This is a genomic window from Mycobacterium sp. 1274756.6, from assembly GCF_001668625.1.
In the GTDB taxonomy this organism is placed as follows: Bacteria; Actinomycetota; Actinomycetes; order Mycobacteriales; family Mycobacteriaceae; genus Mycobacterium.
The window spans coordinates 22,163-40,062 of sequence record NZ_LZLJ01000081.1 but is presented as its reverse complement, the minus strand read 5'-3'; the positions used below and the strand labels follow the sequence as shown (position 1 = coordinate 40,062).

Annotated in this window: 14 protein-coding genes; 7 read left to right on the top strand and 7 right to left on the bottom strand. The window is 74.8% G+C overall.

Features of this window, described 5'->3' with window-relative positions:
* Positions 1-58: 58 nt before the first annotated feature.
* A complete protein-coding gene (locus A5643_RS12485; protein ID WP_066855772.1) occupies positions 59-1,078 on the bottom strand; it encodes a YlbL family protein in 1,020 nt (339 codons plus the stop codon).
* A 94-nt stretch (positions 1,079-1,172) separates the two neighbouring features.
* Here A5643_RS12485 and A5643_RS12480 point away from each other — a divergent pair, with 94 nt between their 5' ends.
* From A5643_RS12480 to A5643_RS12470, 3 genes are read left to right on the top strand one after another with little or no spacing between them, the layout of a single operon-like run.
* Positions 1,173-2,537 carry a zinc-dependent metalloprotease gene (locus tag A5643_RS12480; protein WP_066855769.1) on the top strand — a complete coding sequence of 455 codons (1,365 nt, stop codon included), beginning with the start codon at positions 1,173-1,175 and terminating at the stop codon, positions 2,535-2,537.
* 36 nt (positions 2,538-2,573) lie between these two features.
* Positions 2,574-3,416, top strand: a complete 843-nt coding sequence (locus tag A5643_RS12475; RefSeq protein WP_066855766.1) for a TOMM precursor leader peptide-binding protein — start codon at positions 2,574-2,576, stop codon at positions 3,414-3,416.
* Positions 3,417-3,467: 51 nt separating this feature from the next.
* Positions 3,468-4,838, top strand: a complete 1,371-nt coding sequence (locus A5643_RS12470; RefSeq protein WP_197497723.1) for a macrolide-binding ATPase MABP-1 — start codon at positions 3,468-3,470, stop codon at positions 4,836-4,838.
* A gap of 6 nt (positions 4,839-4,844) precedes the next feature.
* On the opposite strand, the gene A5643_RS12465 is transcribed toward A5643_RS12470, so the two are convergent.
* Together A5643_RS12465 and A5643_RS12460 are read right to left on the bottom strand one after the other, a co-directional pair.
* Positions 4,845-5,162 carry a WhiB family transcriptional regulator gene (locus A5643_RS12465; protein WP_082948928.1) on the bottom strand — a complete coding sequence of 106 codons (318 nt, stop codon included), beginning with the start codon at positions 5,160-5,162 and terminating at the stop codon, positions 4,845-4,847.
* 352 nt (positions 5,163-5,514) lie between these two features.
* On the bottom strand, positions 5,515-7,650 hold the full coding sequence (locus A5643_RS12460) for an ATP-dependent DNA helicase UvrD2 (RefSeq protein WP_066855817.1): 2,136 nt from the start codon (positions 7,648-7,650) through the stop codon (positions 5,515-5,517).
* 67 nt (positions 7,651-7,717) lie between these two features.
* On the opposite strand from A5643_RS12460, the gene A5643_RS12455 reads away from it, so the two are divergent.
* Positions 7,718-7,990 carry a mycoredoxin gene (locus A5643_RS12455; RefSeq protein WP_066855760.1) on the top strand — a complete coding sequence of 91 codons (273 nt, stop codon included), beginning with the start codon at positions 7,718-7,720 and terminating at the stop codon, positions 7,988-7,990.
* Here the strand turns inward: A5643_RS12455 and A5643_RS12450 are convergent.
* Positions 7,987-9,054: a potassium channel family protein gene (locus tag A5643_RS12450; RefSeq protein ID WP_066855757.1), complete on the bottom strand. Its 1,068-nt coding sequence runs from the start codon at positions 9,052-9,054 to the stop codon at positions 7,987-7,989. The genes A5643_RS12455 and A5643_RS12450 overlap by 4 nt on opposite strands.
* Before the next feature lie 14 nt (positions 9,055-9,068).
* On the opposite strand from A5643_RS12450, the gene A5643_RS12445 reads away from it, so the two are divergent.
* Complete coding sequence (locus A5643_RS12445; protein WP_066855754.1) at positions 9,069-9,464, top strand: DoxX family protein; 396 nt, start codon at positions 9,069-9,071, stop codon at positions 9,462-9,464.
* On the opposite strand, the gene A5643_RS12440 is transcribed toward A5643_RS12445, so the two are convergent.
* Complete coding sequence (locus A5643_RS12440; RefSeq protein WP_066855814.1) at positions 9,430-12,762, bottom strand: ATP-dependent helicase; 3,333 nt, start codon at positions 12,760-12,762, stop codon at positions 9,430-9,432. The two genes, A5643_RS12445 and A5643_RS12440, sit on opposite strands and share 35 nt — an antisense overlap.
* Positions 12,759-15,854: an ATP-dependent helicase gene (locus A5643_RS12435; RefSeq protein ID WP_066855751.1), complete on the bottom strand. Its 3,096-nt coding sequence runs from the start codon at positions 15,852-15,854 to the stop codon at positions 12,759-12,761. The genes A5643_RS12440 and A5643_RS12435 overlap by 4 nt, the downstream gene beginning before the upstream one ends.
* An 81-nt stretch (positions 15,855-15,935) precedes the next feature.
* On the opposite strand from A5643_RS12435, the gene A5643_RS12430 reads away from it, so the two are divergent.
* Together A5643_RS12430 and A5643_RS12425 are read left to right on the top strand one after the other, a co-directional pair.
* A complete protein-coding gene (locus A5643_RS12430; protein ID WP_066855811.1) occupies positions 15,936-16,721 on the top strand; it encodes an alpha/beta fold hydrolase in 786 nt (261 codons plus the stop codon).
* 2 nt (positions 16,722-16,723) lie between these two features.
* A complete protein-coding gene (locus A5643_RS12425; RefSeq protein WP_066855748.1) occupies positions 16,724-17,029 on the top strand; it encodes an MGMT family protein in 306 nt (101 codons plus the stop codon).
* A gap of 6 nt (positions 17,030-17,035) precedes the next feature.
* On the opposite strand, the gene A5643_RS12420 is transcribed toward A5643_RS12425, so the two are convergent.
* Positions 17,036-17,890 carry a TIGR02569 family protein gene (locus tag A5643_RS12420; RefSeq protein ID WP_066855745.1) on the bottom strand — a complete coding sequence of 285 codons (855 nt, stop codon included), beginning with the start codon at positions 17,888-17,890 and terminating at the stop codon, positions 17,036-17,038.
* Positions 17,891-17,900: the final 10 nt, after the last annotated feature.

Here is a 17,900-nt window from a genome sequence, read left to right as displayed (position 1 = left end):
GCTCGTTGACCCCGACGCTTCACAACTGTACGCACCGCCGCGGGGCGATGACCCGGTGCTAGCAGCGGGGTGGTTCACCGCCGGCACGCAGCGTGTTCAGCGCGTCGACGGCCTGGGCGAGGTTCTCGATCTTGATCAGCGTCAGCCCCTTGGTCTCCGAGCGGGCCTCATAGCAGTTGTCCACCGGCACCAGGAAGAAGTCGGCGCCGGCCTCACTGGCCGCGGTCATCTTGTGGGTGATGCCGCCGATCGGCCCCACCTCGCCGTCGGCGTCGATGGTGCCGGTGCCGGCGATGAACTTCGGGCCGGCGAGCCGGCCGTCGGTGAGCTTGTCCACCACGGCCAGGCTGAACATCAGCCCCGCCGACGGCCCGCCGATGTTGGCCAGGTGGAAGTCGACGGTGAACGGCGCCCACGGGGCGTCGAGGACCGCGATCCCCAGAAAGCCGTAGTCGCGGTCCGGGTTCTCGCCCAGGGTGATGCGCGCGATGCCCGCCGGTTCCTGTTTGCGGCGGTAGTCGATCACCACCTCCTGGCCGGGTTTGGTCTTGCGCAGTTCGGCGGTGAACTCCTCGACCGAGGCGACCAGGTGGCCGTTGACCGCGTCGATGGCGTCGTCGGCGCGCAACTGCCCGTGCGCGGGGCCGGGGTCGTTGACCGCGGCGACGGTCACCGCGGTGGGGTATTTCAGGTAGGCCAGCGCGGCGAACTCGGCGGCGTCCTCGGACTTCTTGAAGTCGGCGGTGTTGTTCTCGTCGATCTCCTCGCGGGTCTTGCCCGGCGGGTAGACGATGTCACGCGGCACCAATTGCTGCCGCCCGGAGAACCACAGCGCCAGCGCCTGCCCCAGGGTCAGGCCGTCGCGCTGGGCGACGGTGGTCATGTTGAGGTGTCCGGTGGTCGGCTGGGTTTCGGTTCCGACGATCTCCACGACCTGCTTGCCGTCGAAGTGTCCCAGGGTGTCGTAGGTGGGGCCCGGCCCCATCGACACGTACGGCACGGTGACCGCGGCCAGCAGCACACCGAAGGCCACCACCGGCACCAACGCCACCATCAGCGTCAGAATCCGCCTGTTCATCACGCTTACCCTAAACGGCACCGGTCAGCGGGGCGTTCACTCAGGGCGTGATCCGCCGCGCCCGGTGGGCCTGCTCGGCCGGTACCGTTGGGTTATGGCTGACCTGCCCTTCGGCTTCTCCTCCCCCGGCGAGGACCCCGACCGTGACCGTCGCCGCGGCGAGGAGCCCGGCTCCGGGTCCTCCGACCCGTTCGGGTTCGGCGGCGATTTCAACGTCGCCGACCTGGGCCAGATCTTCACCCGCCTCGGGCAGATGTTCAGCGGCGCGGGCAGCGGTTCGGCGGGCGGCTCCGGGCCGGTCAACTACGATCTGGCGCGCAAGCTGGCCGCCAGTTCGATCGGGTTCGTCGCACCGATCCCGCAGGCCACCGCCGCGGCCATCGGCGACGCGGTGCACCTGGCCGAAACCTGGCTGGACGGGGCGACCGCCCTGCCCGCCGGCACCCGCACCGCTGCCGCCTGGTCCCCCACCGACTGGATCGACAACACCCTGGCGACCTGGAAGCGGCTGTGCGACCCGATGGCCGAACAGATCTCCACGGTGTGGGCCTCGGCGCTGCCCGAGGAGGCCAAGCAGATGGCCGGCCCGCTGCTGTCGATGATGTCGCAGATGGGCGGGATGGCGTTCGGCTCCCAGCTGGGCCAGGCGTTGGGCCAGCTGTCGCGGGAGGTGTTGACCTCCACCGACATCGGGTTGCCGCTGGGCCCGCAGGGGGTGGCGGCGCTGATGCCCGAGGCGATCGAGGCGTTCTCCGCCGGGCTGGAGCAGCCGCGCGGCGAGATCATGACGTTTCTGGCCGCCCAGGAAGCCGCCCACCACCGGCTGTTCAGCCATGTGCCGTGGCTGGCCAGCCAACTGCTCAACGCGGTCGAGGCCTACGCGCGCGGGATGAAGATCGACATGTCCGGCATCGAGGAGATGGCCCAGGGGCTGGACCCGACGATGCTGACCGACCCGCAGGCCATGGAGCGGCTGCTCAGCGAGGGGATGTTCGAGCCGAAGGCCACCCCGGAACAGACCCAGGCCCTCGAGCGGCTGGAGACCCTGCTGGCGCTGATCGAGGGCTGGGTGCAGACCGTGGTCAGCGCCGCGCTCGGGGAGCGGATCCCGTCGACCGCGGCGCTCGCCGAGACGTTGCGGCGCCGCCGGGCCACCGGCGGGCCGGCCGAGCAGACCTTCGCGACGCTGGTCGGGTTGGAGTTGCGGCCCCGCAAACTGCGGGAGGCCGCCGTGCTGTGGGAGCGGCTGACCGAGGCGGTCGGCGTCGACGCCCGCGACGCGGTGTGGGCGCACCCGGACCTGCTGCCCGGCGCCCGCGACCTCGACGAGCCGGCCGCGTTCATCGACTCGGTGCTCGGCGGGGACACCAGCGGCATCGACAGCGCCATCGATGCGGCGCTCGCCGAATTCGAGAAGGACGGCGACGGCCCCGGCGACGGGCCGGCTGTGGATAACTGAGCGCGTCCGCGCGTTCGCTGTGCCAGTCTCTCCGCCATGGTCCGGTGCTACACCCTGGATCCGGCGATGCCGGTGCTGGTGCGCCCCGACGACACCGTGCAGGTGGGCTGGGATCCGCGCCGCGCGGTGCGGGTGTGCCCACCGGCGGGGCTCACCCCGGCCGGGCTGGCCGACCTGCTGCGGACCCTGCAGGCCCGGACCGCGCTGCCGGAGCTGCGTCGCCGCGCCGCCGGCGGCGGGTTGACCGACGCCGGCGCCCTGACTGAGCTGCTCGGCGCGCTGGTGGCCGCCGGGGTGCTGCGGTGCGGGCCGGCGCGACCCGCCCGCCCGCGCTCACCGGGAATCCGGGTGCACGGCCGCGGGCCGCTGTCGGACCTGCTGGCCTCCGCGCTGCGCTGCTCGGGGGCACGGCTGAGCCGCAGTTTCCAGCCGCATGCGCGGCTGGGGGCCGGCACCGATCTGGTGGTGCTGGCCGACACCCTGGTCGTCGACCCCCGGCTGCTGCGCGATCTGCACGCCGGCCGGGTGCCGCACCTGGCGGTGCGGGTGCGCGACGGCGGCGGGCTGATCGGCCCGCTGGTGGTGCCCGGGGTGACCAGCTGTCTGGGCTGCGCCGATTTGCACCGCAGTGACCGCGACACCGCCTGGCCGGTGCTGGCCGCCCAGCTGCGCGACACCGTCGGCACCGCCGACCGCGCCACCGTGCTGGCCACCGCCGCGCTCGCGCTGCACCAGGTGGACCGGGTGATCGCGGCGGTGCGCGGCACCGCATCGCGCAGCGCGCCGCCCGCGACCCTCAACGCCACCCTGGAGTTCGACGTCGGCACCGCCGCGGTGACCGCGCGGAGCTGGCCGCGCCACCCGCGTTGCCCGTGCTGACTCCCCCAGTGAACCGGGCGGTCGGACCAACCGCGCCTGCCCGCCGCGGCCATAGGGGATGATGGAAGCGTGACGGAGATCAAACGCGGCCGCGCCGCCCGCAACGCACGACTGGCCAGCCTGCCCATGGGGATCGCTGGCCGGGCCGCCCTGGGCTTGGGTAAGCGGATGGCCGGGAAGTCCAAAGACGAGGTCACCGCCGAGATGATGGAGAAGGCGGCCGACCAGTTGTTCACCGTGCTCGGTGAGCTCAAGGGCGGCGCCATGAAGGTCGGGCAGGCGCTGTCGGTGATGGAGGCGGCGATCCCCGAGCAGTTCGGCGAGCCCTACCGCGAAGCGCTGACCAAGCTGCAGAAGGACGCCCCGCCGCTGGCCCCCGACAAGGTGCATCGGGTGCTCGACGCCCAGCTGGGCACCAAGTGGCGGGAACGGTTCGCCTCGTTCGACGACACCCCGGTCGCCTCGGCCAGCATCGGGCAGGTGCACAAGGCGGTGTGGGCCGACGGCCGCCAGGTGGCGGTCAAGATCCAGTACCCCGGCGCCGACGAGGCGCTGCGCGCCGACCTGAAGACCATCCGGCGGTTGACCGGCGTCTTCAAGCAGCTGGCCCCCGGGGTCGACGTGCAGGGCGTGGTCGACGAGCTGATCGAACGCACCGAGATGGAGCTGGACTACCGGCTCGAAGCCGACAACCAGCGGCGCTTCGCCAAGGCCTACGCCGGCCACCCGCACTTCCTCATCCCGAACGTGGTGGCCAGCGCGCCCAAGGTCGTCATCCAGGAGTGGATCGACGGCATCGGCATGGCCGAGATCATCCGCAACGGCACCGTCGAACAACGCGACCTGATGGGCACCCGGCTGGCCGAGTTCACCTGGGACGCGGCGCGCCGGCTGGAGCTGATCCACGGCGACGCCCACCCGGGCAACTTCATGCTGCTCCCCGACGGCCGGATGGGCGTGATCGACTTCGGTGCGGTGGCGCCGATGCCCGGCGGGTTCCCCCCGGAACTGGGTGCGGCCGTGCGCTACGCCCGCGACAACGACTACGAGAACGTCATCGCCACGATGCGCAAGGGCGGCTTCATCCAGAAGGGCCAGGAGGTCTCGGTGCGCGAGATCGACGAGATGCTGCGCCAGTACGTCGAGCCGGTCGAGGTCGAGGTCTTCCACTACACGCGCAAGTGGCTGATGCGCCGGGCGGGCAAGCAGCTGGAACGCCCCGTCGAGCAACTCAAGATGGCCCGCCAGCTGGACCTGCCGCCGAAGCTGGCGATGGCGATGCGGGTGCTGGGGTCGACCACGGCGATCATGTGTCAGCTCGACGCGCACGTGCCGACCAAACGGCTCTCCGAAGAGTTGGTGCCGGGCTTCACCGATCCCGACCTCGAGAAGAGCGCCGAGAAAGTCGGGCCGTCGGCCTAGCCGCGCTCACGCCGCGACCGGCTGTTTGCGGGGCCGGCCCCGCGGTCGTTTGCGGGCCACCACCCGGCCGCGCAGCAGAATCTCGCCACCCCAGACGCCCCACGGCTCACCGCGGTCGAGCGCCGCGGCCAGGCAGGCGCGGCGCAGCGGGCAGTCGGCGCATAGCGCCTTGGCGCGCTCCAGGTCGGCGGGGTCCTCGGCGAACCACAGGTCGGGGTCGCGGGTGTGACACGGCAGTGGCCGGCGCGGGCGGCGGGTCGCCGGGTCGGGGATGGTCGCCGAGTCCGGCCGGGTGGTCACCGGGTCGGGGCTGAGAGTCGGCATGGCGGTCCTGCTTTCTGGTCTGGCGGCGGGTTTTTCCGGTCCGGACCAGGGCTGGCAGCGACGCTGCGGACGGGGAAGACGATGTCGGCCACGGATCCGGGGTGGGGCGTCCGTGACCGAGGGGTGGGGGGGTCAGCTCAGTGCGGCTGCGATTGCGCAGGCGGTGGGCACCCCGGCGGCACGGACGCCGCGGCGGCATGGCGGGCGGCAGCCACGCCGACGAGTACGGCTGTGCCGATCATCGCGGCGACCCCCTTCCCGGTGTGTGCCCGCCCCTGCGCGGAACGGTTGCGTCGAGCGTAGCGGCCCGCCACCGACACCGGCAAACCATTTTTGACCAGCGGCGTTGCGGTCAGCCCCGGGCGCGGACCAGCTCCAGCACGTCGGGGCCGTACTGTTCGAGCTTGCGCGCCCCGATGCCGGGGATGGCCACCAGGGCGGCGTCGTCGGTGGGCAGCGCTTCGGCGATCGCGATCAGCGTGTTGTCGGTGAACACCACGTAGGCGGGCACCTTCTGCTCCTGGGCGGTGCGCAGCCGCCACTCCTTGAGCTCGGCGAGCAGCTTCTCATCGATGTCGACGGCGCAGGTCTCGCAGCGTCGCAGCATCACCGCGGTGGGCGTGGTCAGTGCCGCGTTGCAGACCCGGCAGCTGCTGACCTTGCCGCGGGTCCGGCGGGACCGCGCCGGGGCGGCATCCCCGGTGGCCTGCGGCGCGATCCCGGTCAGGAACCGGGAGGGCCGCCGGCTGGCCCGCCCGCCGGGGCTGCGGGCCAGCGCCCAACTCAACGCCAGATGCACCCGCGCCCGGGTCACCCCGACATAGAGCAGCCGCCGCTCTTCCTCGACCGCTTCACTGTCCGGGCCGTGCGCCAGCGCGTGGGAGATCGGCACCACCCCGTCGGTCAGCCCGACCAGGAACACCGCGTCCCACTCCAGGCCCTTGGCGGCGTGCAGGGAGGCCAGCGTCACCCCTTGCACCACCGGCGGGTGCCGCGAGTCGGCGCGCAGCTTCAGCTCGGTGAGCAGCCCGGCCAGGTCCAGGCCGGGGCGGGTCGCCACCTCCTCGTCGACCAGTTCGGCCAGCGCGGTCAGCGCCTCCCACCGTTCGCGGGCGCGCGCACCGCTGGGTGCGGCCGCGGTCAGCCCCAACGGTTCCAGCACCGCGCGCACCAGCTGCGGCAGCCCGGCCCCACCGGCCTCGCCGTCGGTGTCGCGTTCGGCGACGCGCTGCAGCGCCACCAGCGCCTGCCGGATCTCCTGGCGGGTGAAGAACCCTTCCCCGCCGCGCACCTGGTAGGTGATGCCGGCCTCGGTCAGCGCCTCCTCGTACACCTCCGACTGGGCGTTGATGCGGTAGAGCACCGCGATCTCGGCGGCCGGGGTGCCCGCGTCGACGAGCCGGCCGATCGCGGCGGCCACCGCGGCGGCCTCGGCGACCTCGTCGGGGTGCTGGCCGAAGCTGGGCTCCGGGCCGGGGTCGCGCTGGCCGACCAGCTGCAGCCGGCTGCCCGCGACCCGTCCGCGGGCCGCGGCGATCACCCGGTTGGCCAGCGACACGACCTGCGGCGTGGACCGGTAGTCGCGTTCCAGGCGCACCACCGCCGCGTCCGGGAAGCGGCGGGAGAAGTCCAGCAGGTAGCGCGGGGAGGCCCCGGTGAACGAGTAGATGGTCTGGTTGGCGTCGCCGACGACGGTGAGGTCGTCGCGCTCCCCCAGCCACGCCGACAGCACCCGCTGCTGCAGCGGGGTGACGTCCTGGTACTCGTCGACGACGAAGCAGCGGTAGCGGTCCCGGAACTCCTGGGCGACCGCGGCGTCGTTCTCGATGGCGGCGGCGGTGTGCAGCAGCAGGTCGTCGAAGTCGAGCAGCACCAGCTCGCCGCGTGCCTTGAGCGCCTCGTAGCCGGCGTAGACCGCCGCCACCTGGGCCGGGTCCATCGGGGTGTCGCGGCGGGCTTCGCCGACCGCGCCCGGGTACTGCTCGGGGCTGATCAGCGAGGCCTTGGCCCACTCGATCTCCCCGGCCAGGTCGCGCACGTCGTCGGTGCTGGGGTGCAGCCCGGCCCGGTTGGCGGCCTGCGCCACCACACTGAACTTGCGGTCCAGCAGCTGCCAGCCGGTGTCGCCGACCACCCGCGGCCAGAAATACCGCAGCTGGCGGCGCGCCGCGGCGTGAAAGGTCAGCGCCTGCACCGCGCCGACCGGTGCGCCGATGTCGGCGGCGGCGTCCAGGGCGCGCAGCCGGCCGCGCATCTCCCCGGCGGCGCGGGAGGTGAACGTCACCGCCAGCACCTGCCCGGCGGCCACGTGCCCGCCGGCCACCAGGTGGGCGATGCGGTGGGTGATGGTGCGGGTCTTGCCGGTGCCCGCCCCGGCCAGCACGCAGACCGGGCCGCGGGGGGCGAGCACCGCTTCGCGCTGCTGCTCGTCGAGGCCGACCAGCAGCGGGTCACCGCCGGGCGGGGGTTGGGTCGGCATGGGCTCCATCTTGGCATCGGCGAACGACACCGCGGCGGTGGGCATAACCGCGGCCACCGATTAGGTTGGGAGACCTATGAGCACCAGCAAGAGCGCCAGCAACGACTCGTTGACCCTGTACTCCACACCGTGGTGCCCGTTCTGTCTGCGGCTGAAGACGATGCTGAAGGCGGCCGGTATCGGCTACACCGAGATCAACATCGAAAAGGACCGCGAGGCCGCCGAGTTCGTCGGGTCGGTCAACGACGGCAACCACACCGTGCCGACGCTGCGGTTCGCCGACGGGTCGACGCTGACCAACCCCAGTCTCGGCGAGGTGAAGGAGAAGCTGGCCGCGCTGGCCGGTTAATTCACCGCGGTGCGCACGTAGAGCAGCCGGTCGCCGGCCTCGACGGTGTCGACCTCGGGGGCGTCGATGCGCAGCAGGTGGCCCTCGCGCACCACCCCGAGCACGATGTCGCGCAGGTGGCGGGCGGAACCGCCGACCTCGGTCTGCTCGACCTCACGTTCGGCGATGGTCAGCCCGGTGTCCGGGCTGAGCAGGTTCTCGATCATCTCCACCACCCGCGGGGTGGAGGTGGCGATGCCCAGCAGCCGCCCGGCGGTCTCCGAGGACACCACCACCGAGTCGGCGCCGGACTGCTGCAGCAGGTGCTGGTTCTCGGCTTCCCGGATCGAGGCGACGATCTTGGCGTCCGGGGCGATCTCGCGGGCGGTGAGGGTGACCAGCGCGGCGGTGTCGTCGCGGTTGGTGGCGACGATGATCGCCGCGGCGTGCTGGGCGCCGGCCAGCCGCAGCACGTCGGCCTTGGTGGCGTCGCCGAGCTGGGTGACCAGCCCGGCGTTCTCGGCGTGTTTGAGGGCGGCTTCGTCGGTGTCGACCACCACGATGCTGCTGGTCGGCACGTCGTCACCCACCATCGCGACGACCGCGGTTTTGCCCTTGGTGCCGTAGCCGACGACGATGGTGTGGTTGCGCACTCTTTTCCTCCAACGCTGGATCTTCAACGCCTGCCGGGAGCGTTCGGCCAGCACCTCCACGGTGGTGCCGACCAGCACGACCAGGAACGCGACCCGCAGCGGGGTGATCAGAAAGATATTGGTGAGCCGGGCGAATTCGGTGACCGGGGTGACGTCGCCGTAGCCGGTGGTGGTCAGCGAGACGGTGGCGAAGTAGACGCAGTCCAGCAGGGTCATCGGCTCGCCGCGCACGTCGGTGTAGCCGTCGCGGGTCAGGTAGACGATGACCACCGCGGCCAGCATCGCCCCCAGCGCGATCGCGATGCGGCGCAGGATGGCGCGGGTCGGCGAGTCGCTCTCCGGGATCCGCAGCACCCCGACCAGCGCGTAGTCGGGTTTGGCGGTCAATCGCTCGTCGAGGCCGCCAAGTCGGCGCAACTTCCCTCTGGCCACCGCACAATGTAACCATGACCACGACACTTCCGGACCCGCAGCGCGCCGCCGGCCGGGCCGCCGCCCGCCGCCTGTCCGCCCTGCTGCTGGGCATGGGCACCCTGCATTTCCTGGCGCCGCGGCCCTTCGACGGCATCGTTCCCACCGAGCTGCCCGGCAGCCCGCGGGCCTACACCTACGCCTCGGGGGTCGCCGAACTCGCCGCCGGTGCGCTGCTGGCGGTTCCGCGCACCCGGCGGCTGGGCGCGCTGGCGGCGCTGGCGGTGTTCGTCGGTGTGTTCCCCGGCAACCTGAACATGGTGCGGGTGATGTGGGATCGGCCGTGGCCGGTGCGGGCCGGCCTGCTGGCCCGGCTGCCGCTGCAGATCCCGCTGATCACCGAGGCAGTGAAGGTTCGCCGGCACGGGTGAGGGCGGCCAGCTCGTCGCGGCCGGGCAACGCGTCGGGCGCCACGGTGGTGTTGTCGCGCACGTAGTGGAATGCGGTGCGCACCAAAGATTCCGGCTTACCGGATAGCTCCGCCCAGGCGAGCCGGTAGACACCGAGCTGCACCGCGGCGGCCTGCGCGGCCGCCGCACCCGACGGTGGCGCGCCGGTCTTCCAGTCCACGACGGTGACCCCGCCGTCGGGGTCGGCGAAGACGGCGTCGATCCGGCCGCGCACCACGGTCTCCCCGAGGGCCATCTCGAAGGGCACCTCGACCGCGATCGGCGTGCGCTGCGCCCACCCCGACTCGCGGAACGCCGCCTGCAGGGCGCCCAGCCCGGCGGTGTCATCGACGGCGGTGTCGGCCGCGCCGGGCAGGTCGGCGAGGTCGAAAAGCCGCTCCGCGCCGTAGAAACGCTGCACCCAGTCGTGGAATGCGGTGCCGCGCAAGGCGTGTGGGTCGGGTCGGGCGGGCAGCCGGTGGGCCAACCGCCGTCGCGCGGCCTCGGGGTCGGGGTCGGCGGCTAGATCCACCAGGGCGCTCACCGACAGCTGCCCGGTGCTCGCCGGTACCGGCGGGGTGGCGGCCCGGGCCCGCTCGGCCAGCAGCGCGTCGACTTCGACCGCCCAGCCGTTCGGGTCGGGGCCGGGTTCGGTGGGGTCGGGTTCGGTGGTGTCGGGTTCGGCGGAGTCGAGTTCGGCGGGGCCAGCTTCGGCGGTATCGGGGTTGGCGAGTTCCGGTTCGGCGAGCGCGGCGGCAACCAGCGCGGCGCCCCGGTCGACGTCGACGCGCCGCTCCCCCAGCGGATCCACCGGCCATTGCGCCTCGACCGTCTCGTCACACAGCGGGTTGGGTTCGCCGGCGGCCGGTTCCGGTGCCCACTGCTCGACGGTGACGGCGCCGGGCAGGTCGGCGGTGGAGTCGATGAACTCTTTGATCTCGGTGAGGAATTCCGCCGGGCCGCGGGGCTTGCGTCCGGTCTCGCCCCAGTGGTGGCCGGAGAGCAGCAGGGTGTCCTCGGCGCGGGTGACCGCCACGTAGAGCAGCCGGCGTTCCTCGTCGGTGCGGCGCCGGTCGAGCTGGCGCCGGTGGCCGTCGATGACCTCGGAGAGCTGCTTGCGGTCGGTGACGCCGTCGGTGTCGAGCACCGGGACGCCGTGCGCGCTCAGCGAGGCCCGGTCCCCGCGCAGCAGCGGCGGCAGGTCACCCGGGTCGGTGAGCCAGGTGCTGCGGGCGGCGGTGGACGGGAACACCCCCGTCACCAGGTGCGGCACCGCCACCAGCTGCCATTCCAGTCCCTTGGCCGCATGCACGGTGAGCACCTGCACCCGGTGGGCGGCCACGGTGACCGGTTCGGCGGGGGCCAGGCCGTTCTCGGCGACCAGCGCGGCGTCGAGGTAGCCCAGCAGGCCGGCGGCGGTGCCGGTGCGGGTGCCGGTGTGTTCGGCGTAGCGGGCCACCACGTCGGCGAAGGCGTCGAGTTGCTCGGTGCCGCCGCCGGCGCCCGGCGGTTGGGCCGACCGTGCCTCGGTGTCGGCGCCGAGCGCCCGGCGCAGTTCGGCGACGACGTCGGGCAGCGGGTGGTGCAGCTGGGCGCGCAGGGCGGCCAGTTCGTCGGCCAGCGCGAGCAGCCGCCGGTAGCCGGCCGGGGAATAGTCGTCCGCCGGGCCCGGGTCGGTGATGGCGTCGGCCAGGCAAGGCGCGTCGGCGTCGGGGCCGGCCGCCGCGGCGATCTCGGCGGGCCCGGCGGCCGGGGCGGGCGGGTCGACCAGCCGGCGGGCGCGGCGCCACAGTGCGGCCAGGTCGGCCGCGCCGAGTCGCCACCGCGCGCCGGTGAGCACCCGCAGCGCCGCCGACCCGGCGGTCGGGTCGGCCACCAACCGCAGCATCGCCACCAGGTCGGCGACCTCGGGGATGGCCAGCAGCCCGGCGAGGCCCACCACCTCGGCCGGCACCCCGCGGGCCCGCAGCGCGTCGGCCATCGGGGCGGCGTCGGCGTTGCGGCGCACCAGCACCGCCGCCGTCGGCGGTTCGTCGCCGGCGCGGCGGGCCCGGGCGTAGCGGCGCTGCAGCTGCTCGGCCACCCAGTCCCGTTCGGCGGCGACGTCGGCGAGCAGTGCGACGGTCACGGTGCCCGGCGCGGCGTGCGGGGCCGGGAGCAACTCCTGCACCTCGACCGAGCGCCGGCGGGCCTGCGCGGACACGGCGTTGGCCACCGCCAGGGTCGCCGGCGGGTTGCGCCAGCTGGTGCGCAGCTCCCGGGTGGGGGCCGGGCTGCCGTCGGGCAGCGGGAAGTCGGTGGTGAACCGCGGCAGGTTGGTGGCCGAGGCGCCGCGCCAGCCGTAGATCGACTGGATCGGGTCGCCCACCGCGGTCAGCGCCAGGGCGCCGTCGGCGCCGCCGCCGAACAGCGCGGACAACGCGACCCGCTGGGCGTGGCCGGTGTCCTGGTATTCGTCGAGCAGCACCACCCGGTAGGTGCGGCGCAGTTCGGCGCCGATCTGCGGGAACCGCTCGGCCAGCCGGGCGGCGGTGGCCATCTGGGTGCCGAAGTCCATCACCGCGTCGGCGCGCATCCGCTGGTGCAGCGCGTCGATCAGCGGCACCAGGTCGCTGCGTTCGGTCTGGGCCGCCAGCAGGCCGCGCAGCTGCTGGTTGGGTTCGGCGCGCTGCCGCGGCCCGGGCGGCAGCGTGTGGATGAGCCGCTCGAGTTCGCGGTGGGTGTCGCGCAGCTCGGCGGTGTCGACCAGGTGCTCGGCGAGCTGGTCGCAGAGCCGCAGCACCAGCCGGGTGACCGTGTCGGGGGATCTGCGGGTGGGCAGCGGCCCGGGGTGGCCGGCGACGACGTCGAAGGCCAGTTGCCAGCGTTCGGTCTCGCTGAGCAGCCGGGTGTGCGGCTCCACCCCGAGCAGCAGGCCGTGCTCGCGCAGCAGCTGCCCGGCGAAGGCGTGGTAGGTGGCGACGGCCGGGCTGCCGGTCGGGTCCGGGTCGTCGAGCAGGCCGGCGGCGGCCAGCGCGGCCAGCCGCGAGCGCACCCGCCGCAGCAGCTGGCCGGCGGCTTTGCGGGTGAAGGTCAGCCCCAGCACCTGCTCGGGGCGGGCGTGGCCGTTGGCCACCAGCCACACCACCCGGGCGGCCATGGTCTCGGTCTTGCCCGCCCCGGCGCCGGCGATGACCACCAGCGGCCCGGGTGGGGCGGCGATGACGGCGGCCTGCTCGTCGGTGGGTTGGTGCAGGCCCAGCGCCGCGGCCAGTTCGGCGGGGCTGTGCCGGGGGTTCACGGTCGGCTTCCGGGCGGGTGGGCCGGGCAGGTCGGCCGGATCGGGCAGTGCGCGCAGCCGTCGTTGGCCCGGGCGGTGAACTCGGGTCCGGCGGTGGCGGCGACCGCCGCGCGGATCTGGGCGCGCCACGCCGCGTCGGTCTCCGGGGTCAGCGGCACCTGGTCGCGTTCGCAGGCGCTGCCGGCGGCGGTGGATTTGGCCGGGTAGACCAGCCGGGCGCCGCCGGGCTCGGCGTCGGGTTCGAGCAGGCCGGCGGTGACGGCCAGCTGGTAGGCGGCCAGCTGGGCGTGGCTCTGGGCGGCGTCCTTGGTGACCGGGTTGCGGCCGGTTTTGACGTCGACGATCACCAGCCGGCCGGCGTCGTCGCGTTCCACCCGGTCCACGCGGCCGCGCAGCCGCACCCCCGGTCCGTGCTCACCGGGGGCGTCGAGCAGCCCGTCGACCTCGCGTTCCACCGCGACCTCGGTGAGCTGGCCGCGGGTGGCGGCCCGCCACTGCAGAAACGTCGAGACCATGTCGCGGTGCCGGGCCAGTTCGTTGGCGGCCTGCCAGCGGGCCGGGAACGGCAGCTGCTCCCACACCCGGTCGAGTTCGGCGAGCAACGCGGTCTCGGCGCGGCCGGACTCCGCGATCAGGGCGTGCACCAGTGAGCCGATCGTGGTGGCCAGCGGCGCGGCGTCACGGCCGCCGTGCTGTTCGGCCAGCCAGCGCAGCGGGCAGTCGGTGAGCGTGCCCAGCGACGACGGCGAGACGGTGACGACCTGCTCGCCGGGCGGGTGCAGCGGCGCCGTCGTGCTCGGCGGGGTCATCCCCGCCCAGCGGGCCGGGTCGGCGCCGGGCACCCCGGCGCGGGCCAGCCGGGCCAGCTGCCGGGCCGCGCTGAGCCGGTCGGGCTCGCCGACCGCGCCGGCGCGGGCGCAGACCACCGCCCGCAGCCGGCCGACCACCCCGGCCGCGGAGAGCACCGGCGGGGCGGCGACCGGCGGGCCGGCATCGGGGTGGCCGGCGGCCAGTTCGGTGAAAAACGGTGAGGGCAGTTCGGAGTCGGCGTCGCCGGGGCCGGCCTCCCCGTCCACGGCGGTGATCAGCAGCCGGCGCCGGGCCCGGCCCAGCGCGGCGATGAGCAGCCGGCGTTCCTCGGCCAGCATCAGCGCCCGCACCGACGCCTGTTCGGGGACGCCGTCGAGCACGTCGAGCAGCCGCTGGGTCGCCAGCACGCCGCCGCGCGGCACGGTGTTGGGCCACAGCCCGTCCTGCAGGCCGGCGATGACCACCAGGTCCCACTCGCGGCCCAGGGCGGCGTGCACGCTGAGCACGCTCACCGCGGCGCTGGTCCCGGCGGGCTCGGCGGCCGGCGGCAGCTGCAGCGCGGCGACGTGGTCGAGCAGCCCGCGCACCGAGGCGCCGCCGGTGCGGGCCACGTACCGGTCGGCGACGTCGAACAGGGCGTTGACCGCGTCGAGGTCGCGGCCGGCGTGCAGGGCGGCCGCGCCGCCGCGGTCCAGGGCGGTCAGCCAGCGGCGCTGCAGGCCCGATGCCGCCCACGCCTGCCACAGGGTCAGCCGCGGGTCGTCGTCGGTGTGGCGGCGGGCGGCGCGCAGCGTGGCCGCCACCCGCTGCAGCGGCCGGGCCAGCACCGGCGCCAGCCCGGCGGGGGGCGCGTCGGTCAGGGCGTCGACCAGCAGGTCGGGGAACCCGCGGGCCGGGTCGGCGGCGGCGCGGCGCAGCGCCCGGCGCAGCGAGCGCAGGGTCACGGGGTCCACCCGGCCGATCGGGCCGGTGAGCAGCCCTTCGGCGGCCGCCCCGTCGAGGCCGTCCAGGCCGGCCGCCAGCACGGCCAGCAGGGCGGCGACGGCGGGCTGCTGGGCCAGCGCCCCGCGCGGTGCCGGCAGCTCCACCGGCACGCCGGCGCTGCTCAGGGCCCGCGACAGCGCGGCCGCCGAGCGCGGCACCGACCGCACGATGACCGCCATCTCCGACCAGGGCACCCCGTCGATCAGGTGCGCGCGGCGCAGGGTGTCGGCGATCAGCGCGGCCTCGGCGTGGCCGGAGGCGGCGACCCGGGTGCTCACCGCGCCGCCCGGGCCGCGGCCGGCGATGCGCCGCGCCGGTCCGGTGCCGGGCAGCCGGGCGGCGACGGCGCTGACGGCGTCGGCGACCGCGGGGGCGCAGCGGTGCGAGTCGACCAGGTGCACCGCGGGGGTGTCGTCGCCGAGCAGCGCGGCGGGGTCGGCGCCGCGGAAGCCGTAGACCGCCTGGTTGGGGTCGCCGGCCAGCAGGGTTGTCCGCGCGCCGGCGGCCAGCACCCGCACCAGCCGGGCGGCTTGCGGGTCCAGTTGCTGGGCGTCGTCGACCAGCAGCACGTCGATGCGGTCCCGTTCGGCGGCCAGCAGGTCGGGGTCGTCGGCCAGCGCGGCCAGCGCGGCGCCGACGAGTTCGGCCGCCCCCAGGGTCGGGACGGTGGCCTGCGGGGCGGCGGTGCCGACCGCCGCGCGCAGCCGCATCACCTGCTCGTACTGGCGGGCGAAGCGGCCGGCGGCGATCCATTCCGGGCGCTTGTGGTCGCGGCCGAGCCGTTGCAGCGCAGCCGAATCGACGCCCCGTTCGGCGCAGCGGGCCAGCAGGTCGGCCAGCTCGTCGGCGAACCCGGTGGTGGGCAGGGCGGGGTGCAGGTCCGCCGGCCAGCCGCCGGCGCGGTCCTCGAGGTCCCCGGCGAGCAGCTCGGCGATGATGCCGTGCTGTTCGGCGCTGGTGACCAGCCGCGGCGGCGGGTCGCCGGCGCGCTGCGCCGCCAGCGCCAGCACCGCGAAGGCGTAGCCGTGCACGGTGCGCACCAGGGGTTCGGCGATCACCGTGGCACCGCCGGCGCTGAGCAGGGTGCGGGTCAGCCGGTTGCGGGCCGCCGCGGGCATCCGGCCGGCGCCGGTCAGCAGCAGCACCGAGCCCGGGTCCGCGCCGGCGCCGATGTGGGCGGCCGCCGCGTCGACCAGCAGGGTGGTCTTGCCGGTGCCCGGCCCGCCGAGCACCCGCAGCACCCCCCGGCGGTCCGGGTCGAGGGCGGCGGCGGCCTGCGCGGGCCAGCGATGGGACATGTCGGCATGACACCACACCGGCCCGACAGCCATCCGCGACCCGCCGCGCCCGCAACTGACCGGTGCGGCAGCATGGCACGGGTGACCGCTGCCCTGCACACCCACCTTTTCGGCCCGCCCGGCCCGGCCCGGGTGCTGGCCCTGCACGGCCTGACCGGCCACGGCCGGCGCTGGCGGGCGCTGGCCGAGACCCAGCTGCCCGATGTCGCCGTGCTGGCCCCCGACCTGCTCGGCCACGGCCGCTCGTCGTGGGATGCGCCGTGGACGATCGACGCCAACGTCGCCGCGCTGGCCGGCCTCACCGAGCGGGCGGCGACCGGCCCGGTCGTGGTGGTGGGCCACTCGTTCGGCGGGGCGATCGCGCTGGCGTTGGCCGCGGCCCGCCCGGATCTGGTGGCGGCGCTGGTGCTGCTCGACCCGGCGGTCGGGCTCGACGGCGCCTGGATGCGCCGGATCGCCGAGGCGATGTGGGCCTCCCCGGACTACCCCGACGCGGCGGAGGCCCGCGCGGAGAAGGCCGACGGGGCGTGGGCCGACGTGCCTCCCGCGCTGCTGGACGCCGAACTCGACGACCATCTGATCGCGCTGCCCGACGGCCGTCGCGGCTGGCGGCTGAGCCTGCCGGCGATGATGGCTTACTGGAGTGAGCTGGCCCGTGCCATCGCCTGGCCGGCGGCGGGCACCCCGACCACGCTGGTGCGCGCCACCGCCACCGACCCGCCCTACGTCGGCCCCGACCTCATCGACGGGCTGGCCCGACGCCTCGGCGGCGAGTTCGAGCTGGTCGACCTGGACTGCCGGCACATGGTGGCCCAGGCCCGCCCCGCCGAGGTGGGCGCGCTCATCCGCGCGCGGCTGCCGGGCTAGCGATGCCGGCGATCACCGAGGCGCAGGTCGAGGCGGTACGGGCCCTGGTCGCGGCGATCCCGGCCGGGCGGGTCGCCACCTACGGCGACGTCGCGGTGGCCGCCGGGCTGAGCAACCCGCGCAGTGTGGGCTGGATCCTGCGGGTCGACGGCGCCGACCTGCCGTGGCACCGGGTGATCCGCGCCTCGGGGCGACCGGCGCCGCACCTGGGCACCGAGCAGCTGGCGCGGCTGCGCGCCGAGGGGGTGCTCGCCGCGGCGGGCCGGGTGGATCTCGCCGCCGTGCGCCACCGGTTCGTGCCGGGCTGAGCCGCGTTAGAGCATCAGCCGCACCAGCGCGGCGGTGCGGGCCAGGCCGGGGAACGCCTCGGCCGTCGAGCGCGGGTGCAGGGCGTGCACGGCCAGCCGGAAGATCAGTGCCCGCAGCAGCATCTGCGGCCACTCCGGCAGGGCCTCCCACCGCTCGATGAGGCCGTCGTCGGCTTCTCCCCAGGACAGGGCGTCGACGACCACCACCCCGGCCGCCCAGGACGGCGGCCGCCAGTAGGGGGTGATGTCGGTGATGCCGGGGGCGGCGCTGCCGGCGAACAGCACCGTGCCGTAGAGGTCGCCGTGGACGAGCTGGCTGGCGCTGCGGGTCGGTCGGCGCAGCCCGGCCAGCTGGTTGATCAGCTCGATGGAGCGCTGCCCGTCGGCGGAGCCGGGCGCGACCTGCGCGCCGGGCGGCAGCGCCTGCAGCGGCCGTTCCTCCCACGCGGCCCGGTCGGCGACGTTGAACACGTCGACCTCGGTCCACGGCAGGGTGGGCGCCTGGGTGAGGAAGCGGGGCCGCTCGAGTTTGCTGGTGGCCTCGTGCAGCCGGATGCCGGTGGAGACGACCTCGTCGTGGCGGGGCTCGGGCACCCCGGCCACGAAGGTGTCCGCACGCCAGCCGGCGACCACGTAGCGGCCGTCGGAGGAGCGGACCGGGCGGGCCAGCCGCACCCCGTCGACGAAGAGGGTCTCACGCACCCGGGCTGACCAGGCGGCCCGCGCGTTGTCGGCAACCAGCGACAACACCACTTCGCCGCAGCGCCAGCCGCCTTCCCAGCTGACACCGAGCGGCTCCGGCCGCTCATCGCTCAGCCCGAATGCCACCAACACGTGTTCAGGGGGCGGCTCGGGGGTCACACCGTCAGCC

Excerpts from the sequence above, each read along its gene's own strand:
- A5643_RS12485 (WP_066855772.1), bottom strand. The coding sequence starts at position 1,078 with ATGAACAGGCGGATTCTGACGCTGATGGTGGCGTTGGTGCCGGTGGTG.
- A5643_RS12480 (WP_066855769.1), top strand. The coding sequence starts at position 1,173 with ATGGCTGACCTGCCCTTCGGCTTCTCCTCCCCCGGCGAGGACCCCGAC.
- A5643_RS12475 (WP_066855766.1), top strand. The coding sequence starts at position 2,574 with ATGGTCCGGTGCTACACCCTGGATCCGGCGATGCCGGTGCTGGTGCGC.
- A5643_RS12465 (WP_082948928.1), bottom strand. The coding sequence starts at position 5,162 with ATGCCGACTCTCAGCCCCGACCCGGTGACCACCCGGCCGGACTCGGCG.
- A5643_RS12460 (WP_066855817.1), bottom strand. The coding sequence starts at position 7,650 with ATGGAGCCCATGCCGACCCAACCCCCGCCCGGCGGTGACCCGCTGCTG.
- A5643_RS12455 (WP_066855760.1), top strand. The coding sequence starts at position 7,718 with ATGAGCACCAGCAAGAGCGCCAGCAACGACTCGTTGACCCTGTACTCC.
- A5643_RS12445 (WP_066855754.1), top strand. The coding sequence starts at position 9,069 with ATGACCACGACACTTCCGGACCCGCAGCGCGCCGCCGGCCGGGCCGCC.
- A5643_RS12435 (WP_066855751.1), bottom strand. The coding sequence starts at position 15,854 with ATGTCCCATCGCTGGCCCGCGCAGGCCGCCGCCGCCCTCGACCCGGAC.
- A5643_RS12425 (WP_066855748.1), top strand. The coding sequence starts at position 16,724 with ATGCCGGCGATCACCGAGGCGCAGGTCGAGGCGGTACGGGCCCTGGTC.